17 protein-coding genes and 2 pseudogenes are annotated in these 17,120 nt (G+C 68.4%); 7 read left to right on the top strand and 12 right to left on the bottom strand.

The window, feature by feature from the left end:
• Positions 1–44: 44 nt before the first annotated feature.
• Positions 45–1,526 (top strand): MFS transporter, encoded by a 1,482-nt coding sequence (locus ACWGJM_RS42495; RefSeq protein WP_453417118.1) that lies wholly within the window; start codon positions 45–47, stop codon positions 1,524–1,526.
• 231 nt (positions 1,527–1,757) lie between these two features.
• Positions 1,758–3,203, top strand: a pseudogene (locus tag ACWGJM_RS42490) (NF041680 family putative transposase).
• A gap of 57 nt (positions 3,204–3,260) precedes the next feature.
• Here the strand turns inward: ACWGJM_RS42490 and ACWGJM_RS42485 are convergent.
• Positions 3,261–4,160, bottom strand: coding sequence for an aldo/keto reductase (locus tag ACWGJM_RS42485; RefSeq protein ID WP_453417117.1), 900 nt, complete (start codon positions 4,158–4,160; stop codon positions 3,261–3,263).
• 199 nt (positions 4,161–4,359) lie between these two features.
• On the bottom strand, positions 4,360–4,482 hold the full coding sequence (locus ACWGJM_RS42480) for a hypothetical protein (RefSeq protein ID WP_453417116.1): 123 nt from the start codon (positions 4,480–4,482) through the stop codon (positions 4,360–4,362).
• Between the two features lie 194 nt (positions 4,483–4,676).
• Here ACWGJM_RS42480 and ACWGJM_RS42475 point away from each other — a divergent pair, with 194 nt between their 5' ends.
• The 3 genes from ACWGJM_RS42475 (at position 4,677) to ACWGJM_RS42465 (ending at position 6,655) form a co-directional block, all read left to right on the top strand.
• Positions 4,677–4,880 (top strand): NAD(P)-binding domain-containing protein, encoded by a 204-nt coding sequence (locus ACWGJM_RS42475; protein ID WP_405730488.1) that lies wholly within the window; start codon positions 4,677–4,679, stop codon positions 4,878–4,880.
• Between the two features lie 96 nt (positions 4,881–4,976).
• Positions 4,977–5,912, top strand: coding sequence for an SDR family oxidoreductase (locus ACWGJM_RS42470; RefSeq protein WP_453417115.1), 936 nt, complete (start codon positions 4,977–4,979; stop codon positions 5,910–5,912).
• A gap of 32 nt (positions 5,913–5,944) precedes the next feature.
• Complete coding sequence (locus ACWGJM_RS42465; protein WP_453417114.1) at positions 5,945–6,655, top strand: NADPH-dependent F420 reductase; 711 nt, start codon at positions 5,945–5,947, stop codon at positions 6,653–6,655.
• A gap of 261 nt (positions 6,656–6,916) precedes the next feature.
• Here the strand turns inward: ACWGJM_RS42465 and ACWGJM_RS42460 are convergent, their stop codons facing one another.
• The gene (locus tag ACWGJM_RS42460) at positions 6,917–7,084 is read right to left on the bottom strand and encodes a hypothetical protein (RefSeq protein ID WP_453417113.1); all 168 of its coding nucleotides are present in this window, start codon (positions 7,082–7,084) and stop codon (positions 6,917–6,919) included.
• A 639-nt stretch (positions 7,085–7,723) separates the two neighbouring features.
• A complete protein-coding gene (locus ACWGJM_RS42455) occupies positions 7,724–8,641 on the bottom strand; it encodes a GNAT family N-acetyltransferase (protein ID WP_453417112.1) in 918 nt (305 codons plus the stop codon).
• 215 nt (positions 8,642–8,856) lie between these two features.
• Here ACWGJM_RS42455 and ACWGJM_RS42450 point away from each other — a divergent pair.
• Positions 8,857–9,204: pseudogene (locus tag ACWGJM_RS42450) on the top strand (hypothetical protein); the annotation flags it as partial.
• Here the strand turns inward: ACWGJM_RS42450 and ACWGJM_RS42445 are convergent.
• The 3 genes from ACWGJM_RS42445 to ACWGJM_RS42435 form a co-directional block, all read right to left on the bottom strand.
• A complete protein-coding gene (locus ACWGJM_RS42445) occupies positions 9,195–9,464 on the bottom strand; it encodes a hypothetical protein (RefSeq protein WP_453417111.1) in 270 nt (89 codons plus the stop codon). The pseudogene ACWGJM_RS42450 and the gene ACWGJM_RS42445 sit on opposite strands and share 10 nt — an antisense overlap.
• Entirely contained in the window at positions 9,455–9,868 is a 414-nt protein-coding gene (locus tag ACWGJM_RS42440) for a HEAT repeat domain-containing protein (RefSeq protein ID WP_453417110.1), read from the bottom strand. The genes ACWGJM_RS42445 and ACWGJM_RS42440 overlap by 10 nt, the downstream gene beginning before the upstream one ends.
• 496 nt (positions 9,869–10,364) lie before the next feature.
• A complete protein-coding gene (locus ACWGJM_RS42435) occupies positions 10,365–10,667 on the bottom strand; it encodes a hypothetical protein (RefSeq protein ID WP_453417109.1) in 303 nt (100 codons plus the stop codon).
• A gap of 219 nt (positions 10,668–10,886) precedes the next feature.
• On the opposite strand from ACWGJM_RS42435, the gene ACWGJM_RS42430 reads away from it, so the two are divergent.
• Positions 10,887–11,684, top strand: coding sequence for an SDR family oxidoreductase (locus tag ACWGJM_RS42430; RefSeq protein WP_453417108.1), 798 nt, complete (start codon positions 10,887–10,889; stop codon positions 11,682–11,684).
• Positions 11,685–11,695: 11 nt separating this feature from the next.
• Here ACWGJM_RS42430 and ACWGJM_RS42425 read toward each other — a convergent pair whose 3' ends face one another.
• The 5 genes from ACWGJM_RS42425 to ACWGJM_RS42405 form a co-directional block, all read right to left on the bottom strand.
• A complete protein-coding gene (locus ACWGJM_RS42425) occupies positions 11,696–12,139 on the bottom strand; it encodes a GNAT family N-acetyltransferase (RefSeq protein WP_453417107.1) in 444 nt (147 codons plus the stop codon).
• Positions 12,140–12,506: 367 nt separating this feature from the next.
• Positions 12,507–13,439 carry a DUF3995 domain-containing protein gene (locus ACWGJM_RS42420; protein WP_453417106.1) on the bottom strand — a complete coding sequence of 311 codons (933 nt, stop codon included), beginning with the start codon at positions 13,437–13,439 and terminating at the stop codon, positions 12,507–12,509.
• Positions 13,440–13,652: 213 nt separating this feature from the next.
• A complete protein-coding gene (locus ACWGJM_RS42415; RefSeq protein WP_453417105.1) occupies positions 13,653–14,888 on the bottom strand; it encodes a hypothetical protein in 1,236 nt (411 codons plus the stop codon).
• Positions 14,889–15,186: 298 nt separating this feature from the next.
• A complete protein-coding gene (locus tag ACWGJM_RS42410; RefSeq protein ID WP_453417133.1) occupies positions 15,187–16,023 on the bottom strand; it encodes a COG4705 family protein in 837 nt (278 codons plus the stop codon).
• A 220-nt stretch (positions 16,024–16,243) separates the two neighbouring features.
• On the bottom strand, positions 16,244–17,083 hold the full coding sequence (locus ACWGJM_RS42405) for a COG4705 family protein (RefSeq protein ID WP_453417104.1): 840 nt from the start codon (positions 17,081–17,083) through the stop codon (positions 16,244–16,246).
• Positions 17,084–17,120: the final 37 nt, after the last annotated feature.

Here is a 17,120-nt window from a genome sequence, read left to right as displayed (position 1 = left end):
GCGTCCGCTACTGATGCACCAGAGGTGACCGAGCGGCTCAACAGGTGAAGAGCGCATCCGCGTCCACCATCCCCGCGGCCCGCAAGAGCGGACGATCCTTGGCCCTGCTGCTCGTCCTGTGCGGAACGATCTTCCTTGAGGGCAGCGATGTCGCCATGCTGGCCGTTGCCGTCCCCACCATCCGCGCAGACCTCACCTTGAGCACCGGCACGGCGGCGTGGGTGATGAGCGGCTACGTGCTCGGCTACGCCGGTTTCACCCTGCTCGGCGGCCGCGCCGCCGATCTGCTGGGCAGGCGGCGGATGTTCCTCACCTGGCTGGGTGTCTTCATGGTCTTCTCCATGCTGGGCGGCTTCGCGATCGACGGCTGGATGCTGGTAGTGGCCCGGTTCGTCACCGGCGTGGCGGCGGCCTTCATGACCCCCGCCGCCATGTCGATCATCACAACCTCGTATCCGGAAGGGCCGCAGCGCGACAAGGCCCTGCTGGTCTTCGCCGGCGCTGGCGCCGGCGGCTTCTCGCTGGGCCTCGTCATCGGCGGGCTGCTGACCGAACTCGGCTGGCGCTGGGTGTTCTTCGCCCCCGTGTTTTTAGCCGGCGCCATCCTGCTCGCGGCGCTCAGGCTGCTGCCGGCCGAGGCCCGCCCCGAGCCCACACAGCACGGCTACGACATGCTCGGCGCGGCCAGCGCCGCCGCCGCGATGCTGCTGCTCGCCTACGGCATCGTCCGGCTGGAGCACCGCGGCGAAGGGCTCGGGCTGACCCTAGGCGCGCTCGCCGCTGGCCTGGCGCTGGTGGCGGCGTTCATCGTGATCGAACGGCGCGCCAAAACGCCGCTCGTCCGGCTGGGAATCTTCCGTGAGGCCGCGATGGTACGAGCCGACCTCGCCGCGCTGCTCTTCCTCGGTGCGTTCTTCGGCTTCCAGTTCATCATCACGCTCTACCTGCAAGAGCTGCGCGGCTGGTCCTCCCTGCAGACCGCGATCGCACTGATCGTCATGGGCTGCGATGCCGTGCTGGCGCCCGCCCTCACCCCGCGCCTGGTGAACCGCTACGGCAACAGCCGGGTGATCTTCGGCGGCTTCCTGCTGGCGATCGCGGCCTACGGGCTCTTTCTGCCGGTCGAGATGGACTGGTCGTACGCGGTGATGTTCCCGAGCCTGATCATCGCGGGCACCGCCTTCGCCCTCGCATACGGTCCGCTCACCATCGCGGCGACCGACAGTGTGGCCAAGGAGGAGCAGGGCCTGGCCGGCGGGCTGCTGTACACGTTCACCCAGTTCGGCTCCGCGGTCGGGATCTCCGCGGTGACCGCGGTGTACGGGATCGCCGCGGCCGGTGCCGATGGCTCACCGGGCGCGGTGCTGGATGCCTACCGGACCGCGCTCGTCGTCCCGGTGGTCATGGTGCTGCTGGGGGCGGCGGTCTCCGCCTTCGGCCTGCGCGGCGCCAGGCCCGCTGACGGTCGGCGGAAGGGCGCGGCACCCGCGGCCCGCGACGAGGCCAGCGACGGCGTTCCGGGATGAGGCCGATGGCACCCGCCACGACCGAGTCGGCGGGCGGCCCACCCGCCTCCAACTGACCCTCTTGGAGAGGACGTTGATCGACAAGCTGAGCTTGTTCCTGATGATCTGTCCTCGAACGATGCCCCGAACGTGATCGCTCGTACGGGGATTCCGTGGGACGTGACCACGGCCTTCGTTTGATCCTGTTCTCCGACCAAAGAGGCACTTGACCAGGACGAAGGCCGTGGGGGAATGAGTCTGCTGCACCACGACGTCCAGCGGGAAACGTGCGCGGTGGCGTCACACTTCCGGGACGACTTCTTCGACTGCCTGACCGCGCGTGGAGACACGTTGTTCGAGCTGACCGATGCGTTGTTGTGTATGGACGGGCCGGTGACCACGCCGGTGGACCTCACGCTGACGGCTGAGCACCGGCGCGGGCACGGCGCGATGTACGAGGCGCTCAACTGCGGGAACGTGGATGTGGCGCGGCTGAGGCAGGTGCTGGCCGGGCTGCCGCAGCCCAAGGCCGCCGACGGGCGCCTGGTCTTGGCGGTGGACGTCACCCACTGGCTCCGGCCGGACGCGCCGACCAGCCCGGACCGCTTGTTCTGCCACGTCTGCGGCCGCAGCGGCCGGTCCTCGGACCAGTTCGTGCCCGGCTGACCCTACTCGTTTGTCGCCGCGCTGGAATCGGGCCGCACATCCTGGTGCCAGATCCTGGACGCACTGCGGCTGGGCCCAACCGACGACGTCGCCGAGGTCACCGCCGCCCGGGTCCGCCGCGTGGTCGAGGACCTCATCGACATGGGCCGCTGGAAGGCGGGCGACCGCGACATCCTGATCGTCTTCGACGCCGGCTACGACGCTCCGCGCATGGCCTATCTGCTGGAGGGGCTGCCGGTAGAGGTCCTCGGGCGGATGCGCACGGACCGTGTGATGCGCAAGCCGGTCCCGGTGCCGTGGACCTCACCGCCGCAGGGCGGACGGCCGCCGAAGCACGGCAAGGAGTTCCGCTTCGGCAAGCCCGACACCTGGGGTAAGCCTGACGCCGCGACGGTGCAGGTCACCGGCCGCTATGGCACCGCACGCGCGATTGCCTGGGACCGCATCCATCCTCGTCTGACCACCCGATCGGCGTGGATCGACCACACCGGCGAACTCCCCGTCATCGAAGGCACGTTGATCCGCCTGGAGGTTGACCGCCTGCCCGGCGGCCACGATCCACTTCCCGTCTGATTGTGGACGTCGGCCACCGGCCTGTCGGGTGAGGGCGTCGACGTACGCTGGCAGGCGTTCTTGCGCAGATTCGACCTTGAGCACACTTTCCGGGTGATCAAGCAGACGCTGGGCTGGACCCGCCCGAAGCTCCGCACCCCCGAGGCGGCGGACCGGTGGACCTGGCTGATCGTCGTCGCTCACACCCAACTCCGCCTCGCCCGCCCGCTGGCCGCGGACCTCCGCCGCCCCTGGGAGTAGCCGACCGAGCCCGGTCGGCTCACCCCTGCCCGGGTCCGCCGCGGGTTCAGAAACCTCCGCCCGAACTTGCCCTGTCCGGCCCGTGCGCCGAAACCCAACCGGCCCGGCCCCGGCAGGCCACTCGGCTCGAAGAACCGACACCCCGCCACCCGCTACGACGGGGGCAAAACGGTTAGGCGGCCCGAGACCATCGCCGAACGCGACCAGGCCAGACCATAAAGGACAAGCTCAGAGCCTGTGTCTGAACCTCTCGCCGGGGGCCGGACACAGGCGCGTTCAGTCGTCGGTCTCGTCCGGCTTGTCGAGGAGAACCAGCTCCTCCTCGGTCAGGCGAAGGGCGCCGGCAGCGATGTTCTCGGCAAGGTGAGCCGGGTTGGTGGTGCCGGGGATGGCCAGGACATGGGGTCCGCGGTGGAGGGTCCAGGCGAGGCGTATCTGGGCGGGCGTCGCGCCGTGGGCGCTGGCGACCGTGTGGAGACGAGCGTCCCGCTCCTGGACCGCGGCCGCCTCGCGCCGCAGCCCGGAGATTGCGAAGAACGGGACGAAGGCGATGCCCTGCTCCCGGCACAGGTCCACGAGTCCGCTCTCGTCGGCGCGGCGCCAGTCCAGGCCGTAGGAGTTCTGCACGCAGACCACGGACGCGATCGCCCGGGCCTCGGCGACGTGCTGCGGCCGGACGTTGGAGAGCCCGAGGTGCCGGACCAGGCCCGCCGCGCGTAGCTCGGCGAGGGCGCCGAAGTGCTCGGCGCTCGAATCCATGCCGTTGCTTCGCAGGTTCACCACGTCCAGGTGGTCCCGGCCGAGTTGGCGCAAGTTCTCCTCGACGTGGCCGCGCAGCTGGTCGGGGCGGGCCATGGTGAGCCACTCGCCGGAGGGGTCACGCCCCGGGCCGACCTTGGTCGCCACGACCACGTCGTCGCGCCAGGACGCGAGGGCCCGGTTGATGAGCTCATTCGCGGAGCGCAGCGGCGAGAAGTAGAAGGCCGCCGTGTCGATGTGGTTGACGCCCTGCTCGAATGCGCTGTGCAGCAGCCGGACGGCGACATCGCGGTCGATCGGCGTTCCGTCGGAGTTTCCCATCATGCCGTTGCCCGTCAGCCGCATCGCGCCGTAGCCGACGCGGTTGACCTCCAGGTCCCCGAGCTTCCAGGTCCCAGCTGCCGCCGCTGCGTTCATCGTGCTCCTTCAGCTGTCGGTTCGTCAGCTTCTGGAGTATGGGATGGCGGCGGGTGCGGCGACAGGTCAAAAGGCTGGGCGAAACGTCACATCCGTATTGGGAACGAACCGTCAGGGCACAGCCGTTGGACCTGTCGAGAGACGTTCAGTCAGGACGTCGTCTCGTGACGGTGCCGCATGCGTGTGCCTGCGAGCGCGCTCAAGCGGCGAGCAGCAAGGGCACCGGTTGCGGCCTCAGCGCGGGGCGGCAGGTGGCGGGTTTGCAGGTGAGGCGGCTGGTCATGAGGGTGATCTCCGCCCAGGTGATCAGCGATTCGGACATTCATGGCAGGCGCCGCGCACCAGCCTCCTGGTAACAGCCGCAGGCATGCCGCTGTCGTCGGCACTACGGCAACGCTCAGCAGAACGAGGCGACGACCTACGGCGTCGACAGGGCTAGCCGGCGCGCATGTCGTCAAGGCGTTCAACACCCTGTTCTCCCATGTTCTGGCGGCCGGCCCAGCCGAGGGTCGCCCATTGGACGTGTTCATCGCCGGCGACGACGCGCAGGCAAAGGCACGCGTGTCGGCGTTCATCGAGAGCCTGGGGCTGCGCCCGATGGACACCGGGGAGCTGCCAATGGCGCGGGCACTGGAGAACGTCGGCCTGCTGGAGCTGGGCCTCATCACCCACTCCGTCAAGCACACCAACTTCTCCCTCGGCATCACCATTCTCAGCTGAGCGCACCCACACCATCGCTTCTCGCGCCACATCAGGCCAGTCGATCTACGGCACGAGAACAACAGCCCTCCACCTACCCTCACAAGGAGCAGTAGTATGCGCATTTTCGTCACTGGCGGGACCGGCCACTCCGGTTCGTACATCATCCCCGAGCTCATCGCCGCCGGGCACGAGGTCACCGGCCTGGCCCGGTCGGACACAGCCGCGGCGGCGGTGTCCGCGCTCGGCGCGAAGGTGCGTCGCGGCGACCTCCAGGATCTCGACGGGCTCAAGGAGGCGGCCGCGGACTCCGACGGCGTCATCCACGTCGCGCACAGGCAAGACCTGCTTCCCTCCGGCGGGCTCGACGCCGTGGCCGCCGCGGAGCTCCCGATCATGCTCGCGTACGGCGAGGCACTGGCGGGAACCGGAAAGCCGCTGGTCGCGGCGGGGAGCATAGGCTCGCCAGGGAACCTGGGCCGGCCGGCCACCGAGGAGGACCCGGCCCTTCCCGGCGGCGATGAGTACAAGGGCACCCTGCGGGTTCGTAACGTCGTGGAAACCGCCGTAGTCGGCCTCGCCGAGCGGGGAGTGCGGTCTGCGGTCGTGCGGATTGCCAACATCGCGCACAGCACGACCGATCGTGCCGGCTTCCTCCCCACGCTGATCGCGCTCGCGAAGGAGAAGGGTTTCGTCGGCTACCCCGGAGACGGCGCGAACCTGTGGAACGCCGTGCACGTCCGCGATGTCGCCTCCTTGTTCCGCTTGGCGCTGGAGAAGGGGCCGGCTGGCAAATACTGGCACGCGGTTGGGGACGGGGGCATTCCGTTCCGCGAGATCGCCGAGGCCATTGGCAGCCGTCTGGGCCTGCCCGTCGTGAGCGTTCCCGCGGACGTACTGATGGTGCCGGGATACTTTGGGTTCCTCGCGAACATAGTCACGCAGAACTACCCGGCGTCCAACCTCCTCACCCGCCGGACCCTCGGCTGGGAACCCTCTCAGCCCAGCCTGCTCGCCGATTTGGACAACGGCCATTACTTCTCCGCCGGCTGACGGCAGGGACCGAATCGCAACGAGTCCGGCAAATGGCACGGGTTCGGCTCTTCTGGAGGAACGCTGAGAATATGACGACTGTGGGATTCATCGGAAGCGGATACATCGGCAGTACCATCGCGCGGCTCGCCATCGAGGCCGGGCACCAGGTCGTGCTCAGCAACTCGCGCGGTCCCGAAACGCTCGCGGACACGGCCGCGGAACTGGGGCCGCGGGCGTCCGCGGCGACGAGCGGGGAGGCCGCGGCGGCCGGTGACATCGTCGTGGTCACGGTGCCGGTCAAGGCGTTCCCCAACTTGCCCGCCGCGCCACTGGCCGGGAAGACGGTCATCGACACGTGCAACTACGGCCCCGAGCGTGACGGGCACATCCCCGAGCTCGACAGCAAGTCGCTCACCTCGAGCGAACTGCTGCTGCGGTACATCCCGGACGCCATGGTCGTGAAAGCGTTCAACAACATCTTCTTCAAGCACCTGCTGTCACTCGCCCCCCCCCCGGCGGGGGCGGCCGACCGCTCGTACCTGCCGATCGCCGGGGACTCCGCGCCGGCGAAGGCGGCGGTGACCGAATTCATCGAATCCATCGGGTACAGCGTCGTGGACGCGGGACCGCTGGCCGATAGCTGGCGGCAGGCGACGGGCACGCCGGTGTGGGGGACCCCGTACGGGCCGTTCTCGAACGAGAAGGGCCAGCCGGTCGGCGAGGACGCCATCCGCGCGGCACTGGCCACCGCAACGCGGTAACCGCAAATTGGCGCGGGCTGCGGTATGGCCGGCCGTGTCATGGCCCCGTCCGGTAGGCGTCGGGCGGGGCGATAACGCAGAACTCGTTGCCGTCCGGATCCGCCAGGATGTGCCATGTCCTGCCGTTCTCGCGGACCGGACGCCCGGGAGCACGGCCGCGCCCAAGTCGGTGACCCGGCGGACCTCGGCGGTTACACTAGGTCCCGGGTACGCAAGTCCAGGTGAAGACGGTTCTCCGCGACCTTTCATGTCGGCGGTGCGCTACAGGAGGATCTCGATGCCCTGCCCGTCATGCGGGCGCAGCCTCCGGTACATGCCGCCGCTGGTCTTCCGCGCGGCCTCGCCTTTCACGGCCCCGCCCTCGGCGACGGAGCTGAGCGCGGCGGTGCAGAACCGGGCGGGACGGTCGGGGTCACGGCAGTCGATCACCACGACTAGTTGCCGCGCGTATGGATGCTGTGTCCGCGCGACACATCGAATTGTCACACATTGTCGTCCGCCTGCCGTGTGGGCGGGCGTATCTTCCCGGCCGCGCGGTGACCCTGCTCCTCTCCCGACGATCGGGGCGTTGGTCTGGGCGTGACGTCAACTGCTGTGCACTGGGCGCGAATCGAGCCGTCGTTGCGAGACCGATCCCCCAGGCGGGGTGGGCGCTGACGGGATCACCGACAGGTCATCGACGCGATCGCGTGGGAGTTCCGGACCGGCTTGCAGTGGGTGCCTGCCGCCCGAGTACGGATCCTGGAAGGATCTCTACACGCGGCTGCGGAACTGGGCGATCGACGGCACCTCGGCGCGAGTGTTCACTGCCCTGCTCGTCCAGGCCGACGCCGAAGACGATCTGGACTGGGTCGTAGCGGTGAACTCCACCATCGTCCGCGCCCGCCAGCAAGCCGCCGGGGCCCTCCAAAAGGGGCCCCATCAGGTGAGCCGGCCGACCATGCCATCGGCCGCTCCCACGGCGAACTGACCACCGAGATCCACTTGGCCGGGGACAGCCGCTGCCGAACCGGCTGGTCTGCCCCTCATGCCATGCTGACCACGATCAGGCGAAGAGCGAATTGACCACTAGACCGTCCGCAGGCTCTTCCGGTAGACCGTGGAGCTGTGTCGAACCGTCATGCCCACGCGTAGGTACAGGGCGAGCGCGCCGGTGTCAGAGTGCGTAGCGAGGGTGCAGGTCCGCCGGCCCTGCCGATGGAAGGCACGGAAGGCCTGACGTAGCAGTAGGCGGGCGATGCCCCGGTTGCGGTGGTCACGGTGTACGGCGACCTCTTCGATATAGCCTTCGCCGGTCTCTGGGAGGTCCAACGAGAGTGCGGCGCCGACCAGTTGGGCGCCATGGAAGGCCAGCGCTGACATCTCGGGGGCGAAAGTGGGGCGTTCGACGGTGTGCTGGGCCCACTCCTGGTAGGACTTGCGCCGCTGCTGCCATTCATCGAAGGCGTCCTCGATGAGCTGGTGCGCATCATGCTCATCGCCGGAGAGGAACGGCCTCACCATGATGCCCGTAGGCGGTTCGGGTACCGCTGGCTCGTCGGGCATGGCGATCTCCAGCAGCCATTCGGTCACCATCGGCTCATATCCGCGGGAGCGCAGCAGTGCGACGGCGTTCGTATCGTCGTCCGGCACGGTCTGGACGATCTGTTCGCTCCCTGTCTGGCGGGCCCTGGCCTCGGTCCAGTCCAGGAGCACGGTGCCGAGACCGCGGCCCCGATGCTGGGGGTGGACGTCCACCTCGGAGCGCCGGTTCACCCAGGCACGAGCGGCCAGTTGTCCCGCCTGGTCGTGGATCAGCAGGGTGTCCAGCTGTGGGACCAGCCCCGGCCGGGCGAGGACGGCAGCGATGCCCCCGGGGTCGGTCTGCCACCGGCCGTGCAGCTCGCGCTCGCAAGCCGAGACGAGGCGATGGATGGTGCTGATGTCATTGGCTGTCGCTGGGGCTGCCTGGTAGCCCGGAGGTAGGGCGGGCACGAGGTCTGGCATCGGTGGGCACTCCCGGGACGTCGTATCTGGCACCGCCTGGCGGTCTCCGGCCAGGCGCAGCACCGCGACAGTGTTCCGCTCGACCTGGGGCGGATCAAGACATTATCCGGACCGGTGCCTTGGAGCGCCGGGTGAGCGCAGCGAGTGACCAGTTGGCAGCTCGCGCTTTTGATCAAGGGTCGGCTCGAATATCGGAGCAGGGAGACGACGTCCCTGTGTCAGTACGAGGCGAAGGGAGAAGCAGCAGATGGGACCGGTACTACGGTGCCGACAGCGAGACGGCGACCGCATCGACGACCCGTCCGAGGATGCGCTGTTCACGATGGCCAGCGACCTCAACGACTCCGACAACGCCTTCGTCGTCATCCAGCCCAACGAGGACGCCCCCGCCTGATTCGCCTCGGTGGCCGTGTTGGACGAAGGCGGCTACGAGGTCGTCCCGCAGCGACACCACCCGGAGCGAACATGAGGTCGCTGTCTCGACCAGCGTCAACGACATCGTCCGCGACGTCACCATGTGGATGGCCACCCGCAATATCGGCCACCCGCAATATCAGCGCTCGCCAGCCCTGGTCGCGCCCCGGCGTCGGACCTTTGCAGCCTGCTTCCGCGCCGCAGCCGTCTCCGCTCTGGCCTTGACCTGGTCCTCCTCGAGGACCAGCACACATGCCGACGCATCCAAGGCCTCAGCGATCCTCTCCCGCCAGTCAGCGAACTCGGCGGAGTCCGCAGCGGACGGCTGCTGAGACTTCACAGATCGGAGATGGCGCAGCGCGTCCTTCAGCGCGGGGTCGACAAACAGTCCGACCCACTTCAGCACCATGTGTCCTGTGTCCACGCCAAGATCTCCGCGGCTCCCCGACGGACAGCTCCTGCCGGGTCCCGGGCGAGCCGCCCGCAGACCGCCGCGATATCTGGCGCGCTGTCCAGTCCCGCGAGCGCGTCATCCAGCCCGGTCCGCATCCAGTCAGCCTGGTTGTCGTCGGCCTCGGCAACCGCGAGAGCGATGAGTCTCACGGCCGCCACCGTCCCCACCCGGGCCAGGGCCTCTGCCGCCTGCCGAGTCACCGCCGTGTCCGCAGCGTCCAGCAGCAGACCCACCAACTTCTCCGCCGCTTGGGGAACATCAGCGAATGCAGCAAGGTCACACCCGGCACGGACACGGTGCGACCACGAAGGAGACGAAGCCTCAGCCAAGGCCGCCCGCAGCACACTGATCTCAGACACACCCAGACACTCTCATGCCCACGAAGAAGATCGACCCCGGACCGCAACTGCCCCGCACGCTTGACGGAGAACATTGAGGCCCCCACCGACCTGTGCCATCGAACGGCAACCTCAACGGTGGCGCAGCTGTCTGCCGTTCAACGGAGGTACCCGCACCACCCACGCTGCCTCGCCATACCAATGCGCTGAGGGGGCTATTTGAATTTGGCTCTGGCCGCAGTTCCGTGGTCGGACGACCACGTCCCGCAGGGGCAAGGTGAGTCCTGCGGTGGGAGAAGAACCGCGGGGTGTTCCTGGCCTACCGTGCCGCGAGCTACCTCGATCTGAAAGAGCCCGCGCCCCCTCGCAGCCGCCACCCAGTCCTTGCTCCTGGCCGTCGCATCGGCGCAGCCCCGCTGCATCCGCCTCGTAGACGGCCTTCTCCCCCGCTTCCGGCCCTACGCCCGTGCCCAGGGTGTTCCGGAGCGCCTCCAGCTTGCCGCCGCATGGTGACAGGTCAATACCGGAAGCTGGCTCGCCCTTCGCTGAGGTAGATCATCCAGGGGTGAATCGGCTCACCGCCTGCCACGGGCCGCAATTCCACTTCGAGATTTCGCACGGCGGCAATCGCCCCGATCAGGTGCTCAGGGAAGTGCCGGCGTCGCGCCTCCTCCTGCGCGGCAAAGAGCGGGCTGAGCTCATCCCATCCCGCTCCTGGCACGAACCGGCCAAGAAACCACGGCTGATCGACGCTTACGTCCCACAGCTCGCCGACCAAGCAGTCACCATGCCAGACCTCATATGCGGCCAGCTCCCCCACGTGTCCTCCCCAGTGTCTTGTCCGAAGCAGCAATCGGTGCCGAACAGCCGCCGCGCAGGCACTCCATCGATGTACCGCACCTTCGAACGACGTTGCCACCCCCGTCGGCGAGAACAGCCCGCCGAGATCCGCTTCCGGCCGGGTGTCGCCGACGGTTTCTGCGAGGGCATCCTGACCTGAGGGCGTGCGGCGCGCCCACGGCTGGGAGGAATGAAGCCCATGGGACTCCTCGACGGAAAGACCGCACTGATCACCGGGGCGGGCACCGGCATCGGCCGGGAGACGGCGCTGCTGCTCGCCGAGGCGGGCGCGACGGTGATCCTCGTCGGACGCCGGCCGCACCTCCTCGAGGAGGTGGCCACGGCCGTCGAGGACGCCGGTGGCACGGCCTTCACCCGCCCCACGCACGTCGAGAACGCCGGGGAGGTCCGCGAACTCGTCGCGTGGACGCGGGAGATGGCGGGACCCGTGGACATCCTGGTCAACAACGCGGGCGGCGCGAGCAGGGTGCTCGACGTCCGCTGGATCAGCGAGGCCGAGTGGAACGCCGTCATGGGCGTCAACCTCACCGCGGTCTATCTGCTCACCCAGGCCGTCCTCCCGGACATGCTGGCGCACGGCGGCGGCACGGTCATCACGGTTTCGTCGCTGGCCGCGGTGCGGCCCACCCTGCTCGGCGGAGCCCCGTACGGCGCGGCGAAGGCGGGCGTCCGCAACTTCATGACGTATCTGCGCAACACCTTCCGCAACGACCTCGTCCGCGCCATCTCCATCCTGCCCGGCGAAGTGAACACGCCGATCCTGGACGACCGCGCCGTCCCGCCGGGCGAGGAGGCGCGGGCCGCCATGGTGCAGCCGCAGGACGTGGCGCGAGCCGTCCTGCTGTGCGCCACGCTCCCGCAGCGGACGGTCGTCGAGGAACTGGTGATCGCGCCGACCCTGGTGCGGGACACATCCGCCGACGTCGAGACGAGCCGCTGGATCGGGGCCCCGGAGGATGCCCGCGAAGAGCGATGACGAGCTTGGCGTCAGGGCCCAGCGTCCCGCCCGTGCTGCCCTGCGATGGCGCCGCCGCGCAGTGCCGTGGGGTGGCGCAGGGCCGCGCCGGCCACCGGGGTCATCCCGAAGCGGGCGTAGTACGGCTGCAGCGGCGCGTCGCAGAGCAGGTCCACCGAGTAGAACCGCTCCGTGCCCTCCAGGATGCGGCGCATCAGCTCGCTCCCGATTCCCTGGCCTTGGTAACCGGGACGGACCTCCAGCCAAGGAATAGCCGCAGTGAGCACGCCGTCACTGATCATGGTCACGAATCCGATGACACGACCCGCCGCTTCGTCGATCGCGAGCACCGCGCGGAAGCTCCCACGCAGCACGGCCAAGTGCTGTGCGGGCGAAGGCGGCTTGGGCCAACCAACGAAGAACCCGCACAGCATGCCTTCGTCGGCCTTGGCAATGTCATCGGTATAGCGGATCATGCCCAGCCCCCACGAAACGACCCTGACCGATCAAGGAAGACCATACGTGTCACGGGGCGAACCCAGCCTGCTGTGCCGACCGCAGTTTCAGGTGGCCGGGAGAAGCGTCACGGTGACGCTGCCGGGCTTGACGCGGTCGGTGGGCCACCAGAAGTCCCGTGCCCTGAAGCGCGTTCAGCGTCGCCGTCGACGTCGAGCCGTTGCTCCAGTACTCCGTGACCAGCACCGCCCGGTTGACCGTGTTCCTCCAGGACTTCTGGCAGTACGTGTCGTCGGTCCCCGACGGGGCGGAGACGGAGCCGGAAGGGTTGGCATCGATCAGTCACGCAATGATCTCGGATAGTCTGCTCGTGATCCCCGACGCCATTCAGGCGGTTCCGCCAATCGAACCGTCCGCTCTTCCGAACTCCCGGGCGGACAGGCCGAAGACAAGACCGCCGACCAGGAACCAGGGATTCCACAGCACCAGCGTCCACAGCCGCTGTTCCGGGCTTACGTCTGCCTCCTGGCCCGCTGTGTCGGTCAGCAACAGCATCTCAACCGCGATGCCGCGCACCAGCAGTACAGCGCAAACAGACCAGCCCAGAGCCTTGACCACCCGTCCGGCCAGACCACGGGGCCGCGGCCGGGCGAGAAGCCATCCCAGCACACCGCCGACAAGGCACAGCACCCCCACACCCCACAGGCCCACCGCCACGAACCACGCCGGGCGTTCCTCGGCCAGGGGCCCCGCCGAGACACTCAGACCCCAGTTGCCGCCCAGCGCCCAGTAGAAATGAAGCATGGCGAAAGCGACCGCCCAGGCGCACGCGATACGCCCCCACACACTCGCCGTTGTCCTGCCCTGCCGATCTTCATGCATAGCGAGGAGCGTGCCACTGCCGTGGCACGCCACCGCGAGAAGGGTGCGGATCCTTTGAAGGGAACGCCGCCTCGGTCTTGCAGTTGCCGGGCAGAGGAGCTTGCCATGGGGCTCCTCAGTGGGTTGCTGCGCACCCCCGCGCGGCCGGTGAACGGCCTCGCGGTCGGGCGCGAGGACGATGCGGGCCGTGCCGCCGGCCAGGTCGACACGCGTGCGCGGCGGGGCGCCGTCGTCCTGGTCGTCGCGGCGGTTCGCCTCATGTTGCTGCTGCTCGATCTCGATCGATTTGTTGCCGTTGAATACCAGGTCGAATTCGTTGAACGCGGATCCTGTCAGGGGGCGGTGCTCAGAACCGCGGCCGCGGTGGAGGACGCTGCGCCGCTTGAATCGCCGCATCATCAACTCGGCCGCGCCGCAGACGAACAGGAGAAAGGCCATCGCCGGAAGCGCGGCGCCCCACATAGCCAGCATGCGGGAGAAACGCGGCGCCTGTGCCGGAAGTTCCCGCGCTTGAGTTCGAGCCCCCAGCGCGCCCGCCATTCAGTTGGCCGTCGCAGGCGATCGAACACATCGGACTTGATCGTCTAGGTGCTGGACCCCTTCGGCCCTGGCCCCAGCTTTTCGGCAGACCGCCAGGTCCGCGCAGAAGGCCTACCGAAGCCGCTCGCCTTGACCCGCACGGCTTCGCTCCCCTACGCCACCGTGTCCCGGTACCCAGACGGCGGCGTGGAAAGGGCCGTTGGCAGAGACCGGGTCAGCGGGCGGAAGTGCTGCGCTGCCTGCGACGACGCCGTGGCAGTTGACCTGCTTCGCGGAGGAGTTGAGGCCGCCGAGGGAGGCCAGGTAGGTGAAGTCGCCGTTGTCGACGCGGGCGACGAAGGCGAAGGAGTTGGGGGCGAAGTTGTCACCGACCATGACGTTCCCGGTGATCTGCTTGACCTCGGTGACACCACGCCCGGAGCCGATCACGGCACTTGTGTGCGTCTTGAGGTCGAACGAGCTGGAGAGCAAGCCGTCGCCGCCGATCACAGTGCTCCCGCTGATCAGCTGCGCGGTCAGGAAGTGGGACCCCAGGTCCGTGCGGATGCCGGTGCGGAGGTCGTAGGCGTATCCGGCAAGGCCGTTGCCGGCCGTTCGAGACTGACCGACCACGGTTGAACCACTGATGTCGTTGGCTGTGCTGGAGCTTCCGCCGAGGGTGCCGAGATCGGCCACCGTCCGGGTGCGCACGTTGTACGCGAACCCGTGCATGGTGGTGGCAGGCGTGTTCGGCAGGGAGGAGCTGCCCACGACGATCGCACCGCTGACGGCCGCCGCGGTGCTGTGGCCCGACGGGCCGGCGAGGCTGCCGAGATCGGTCATGGTCCGGGTGCGCAGGCTGTACGCGAACGCGTGGGTGACCACGTCGCCGGACAGCGACGACGTCCCCACCACGGTGTCACCGTCGAGGCCGGTGATGTTGGTGCTGCTGCCGCCGAGAGTGCCGATGTCGACGAGCCGTCGGGTCCGGAGGTTGTAGGTGAATCCATGAGCCGGTCCGTCGGTGGAGAGGTCCGACTCCCCGACGACGTAATCCCCCTCCACGCCGGTCGCCTTGCTGGAGTCCCCCAGCGTGCCGAGATCGGTCATGGTGTGTCTGCGCAGGTCGTATGCGAAGGCGTGTTCGGCGGCGTCGCCGCTCGTCAGTGAGCTCCCGACGACCGTGTTGCCGTCGATGGCGGTCGCCTCGCTGCGGGTACCGCCCAGGGTGCCGAGGTCCTGCACGGTGTACTGCACTGACGCCGCCGCCGACTCGGCCGACGACGTGTCAGCCCCGTACGCCGGACCGGCGCCCACGGCGAGCAGGCCCGCGCCCATCAGAATCCAGGCACGTAAACGTATGCGCATGATGCCCCCCTGAAACGATCGATCGAAACGAGCACGGTTCGGCAGACCGCTGTGCCCTCCCCAGGCATGGGCCGACCGGAGGTTGCAGCCTTCACTTGTACATCAGTTCCGATCGGCCAGACAGCGGGCGGTCGGCCACAAATACCTATGCACCGCTGGCCGGCAGGGTGCTCACCGGCCACGGACCTGTCCGTGCCACCACACGAGTTCTTCGCGGCGTCGTCCCGCGCCCTGGCCCGCGCCGTCGGCGGCGGGGTTTCCTACGGCCCCGGGCACGCGCCCGGAGCCGGGTTCACGATCAGCCTGCCCGCCGGGTGGTCGGGGCCTCCTCTTCCTCTGTCGGCCGGGCGGCAGTCCGGCGCTCCTGCACCTGGGCGTAGGCCATCAAGCCGAACAGCACAGCGAGCAAGACGGCCGATGAGCCCGCGGTACCGAGGTCCAGGCCGCCCTTGGCGACCGGCTTGGTGAGAAAGTCACCCGCGGTGGCGCCCAGCGGGCGGGTCAGGACGAAGGCGATCCAGAACAGCAGCACGTTCGAAACCGCAGGCACCTTCATCAGCGCCGCGAGCACGGCGAGCACCCCGGTCACCAGCAGGGCACCGCCGGCGTAGCCGAGGCCGGAGCTGTCGGAAAGGAAGTCGCCCATAGACGTGCCGAGGGTGTTCGACACAAGGATCGCCGACCAGAACAGGGCCTCCCCCTTGAAGGTGACGATGTCACGGATCTGGAACGTCATCCCGCTCAGCTTCCAGGCGAGGAAGATCGCCAAAAGGATCGAGATGAGGATCGCCGCTCCGGCGGGGTAGCCGAGGCCGAGGCCCTGCGGGCCCCAGCCCAGCTTCTTCGCGCCGTTCGAGAGGTATTTGGCGCTGGCGTCGCGGTTCATGAAGTCGGACATCGTGGTGCCGGCCATGCTGGTCGACAGGATCACGGTCCAGTAGAAAAACGGGTTGTAGCGGCTGGATTGCAGCTGGATCACGAGCGTCACCACGAAGACCAGGAACAGCGCGATCGTGGTGAGGAAGTAGCCCAGCTTCAGTGTCTGCGCGAAGAGGTCGCCCGCCGTCTCGCCCAGGGTCGTCGCCGCGATCTTCATGATCCAGAAAGCCAGCGTGACCTCAGGCAGCTTCTTCATCACCGACTTGGTCGTACTCGACGTGCTCGCCACGCCGAGGTCGGTGAGGACCTCCGGTTTCTCCAACTCAACTTCTCCTGTCCGGTCGAACGACAGGGCGCTCGTCCCCGGGGAGCGGGACGAGCGCCCTGTGAGATGAGCCGACCGCCGACGGCGGCCGAGATCGTTGACCGTGGCACGAAGAGCCTGAACGTATCCTGAACGCGGGCCGCTCGGCAGGTCAGGCCGTGTGCCGGGGGGACCCCGTCGGCTCGGCGACGTCCTTGCGCGTCACACCCAGGTACACGACCAGACCGAGGATGACCGCCAGGAACAGCGCACTGGTGATCACAGTGCCCAGGCCCAGGCCGCCGTCTCCGGTCGGCTGGGAGAGGTAGTCGCCGATCGATGCGCCGAGGGGGCGGGTGAGGATGTAGGCGATCCAGAAGCTCCACACCGCGTCGAGACCGAGCGCGAAGTGCGCGACGGCCACCGCGGCGATGGCCGCCGCGAACAGGACCGCGGACAGCCAATAGCCGAGGTCCATGCGCTCCGAGACCAGGTCACCGGCGGCAGTTCCCAGGGCGAAGGTGAACAGCACCGCGAGCCAGTAGAAGGACTCGCGGCCGGTGGTGTCGATGCTGTGGATGGACAGCGTCCGCTCCCGGCGATACCAGACCACGAACACGACCGCGAGGACGATCCCGAACACCGTCGTACTCGTCTCCAACGGCACGCCCATGTTGTCGGTGAGATTGTCGCTGATCAGGGTGCCTACGACGCTGATCAAGGCCACGGCGAGCCAGTACACACCCGCCCGGTACGCACTCGTACGGAACTGCACCACCAGCACCAAGGCCAGCAGGGCGCTCATCAACACCGAAACACCGGTCAGGCCAAGGCCCGCCTTCTCGTTCAGCAGATCGGCCGCAGTCTCGCCGACCGTCGTGCACAGCACCTTGATGATCCAGAAGTAGACGGTGACCTCGGGCACCTTGTTCCAGCGCAGCCGGTGTCGCGTCGGAGCGGCAGGCCCGCCGCCCGCGGGAATCTCGGAAGTCTCAGAAGTTGCATGGGTCATGGACAACGACCGTGCCACCGGACACCTGAAAGCATCC

This window comes from Streptomyces sp. NPDC054834, assembly GCF_053611185.1.
This window is presented reverse-complemented; position numbering and strand designations above follow the sequence as displayed.

Excerpts from the sequence above, each read along its gene's own strand:
- ACWGJM_RS42405 (WP_453417104.1), bottom strand. The coding sequence starts at position 17,083 with ATGACCCATGCAACTTCTGAGACTTCCGAGATTCCCGCGGGCGGCGGG.
- ACWGJM_RS42480 (WP_453417116.1), bottom strand. The coding sequence starts at position 4,482 with ATGTCCGAATCGCTGATCACCTGGGCGGAGATCACCCTCATGACCAGC.
- ACWGJM_RS42425 (WP_453417107.1), bottom strand. The coding sequence starts at position 12,139 with ATGATCCGCTATACCGATGACATTGCCAAGGCCGACGAAGGCATGCTG.
- ACWGJM_RS42455 (WP_453417112.1), bottom strand. The coding sequence starts at position 8,641 with ATGCCAGACCTCGTGCCCGCCCTACCTCCGGGCTACCAGGCAGCCCCA.
- ACWGJM_RS42430 (WP_453417108.1), top strand. The coding sequence starts at position 10,887 with ATGGGACTCCTCGACGGAAAGACCGCACTGATCACCGGGGCGGGCACC.
- ACWGJM_RS42410 (WP_453417133.1), bottom strand. The coding sequence starts at position 16,023 with ATGAAGAAGCTGCCTGAGGTCACGCTGGCTTTCTGGATCATGAAGATC.
- ACWGJM_RS42445 (WP_453417111.1), bottom strand. The coding sequence starts at position 9,464 with ATGGTGCTGAAGTGGGTCGGACTGTTTGTCGACCCCGCGCTGAAGGAC.
- ACWGJM_RS42485 (WP_453417117.1), bottom strand. The coding sequence starts at position 4,160 with ATGAACGCAGCGGCGGCAGCTGGGACCTGGAAGCTCGGGGACCTGGAG.
- ACWGJM_RS42415 (WP_453417105.1), bottom strand. The coding sequence starts at position 14,888 with ATGCGCATACGTTTACGTGCCTGGATTCTGATGGGCGCGGGCCTGCTC.
- ACWGJM_RS42465 (WP_453417114.1), top strand. The coding sequence starts at position 5,945 with ATGGCACGGGTTCGGCTCTTCTGGAGGAACGCTGAGAATATGACGACT.
- ACWGJM_RS42470 (WP_453417115.1), top strand. The coding sequence starts at position 4,977 with ATGCGCATTTTCGTCACTGGCGGGACCGGCCACTCCGGTTCGTACATC.
- ACWGJM_RS42420 (WP_453417106.1), bottom strand. The coding sequence starts at position 13,439 with ATGGCCTTTCTCCTGTTCGTCTGCGGCGCGGCCGAGTTGATGATGCGG.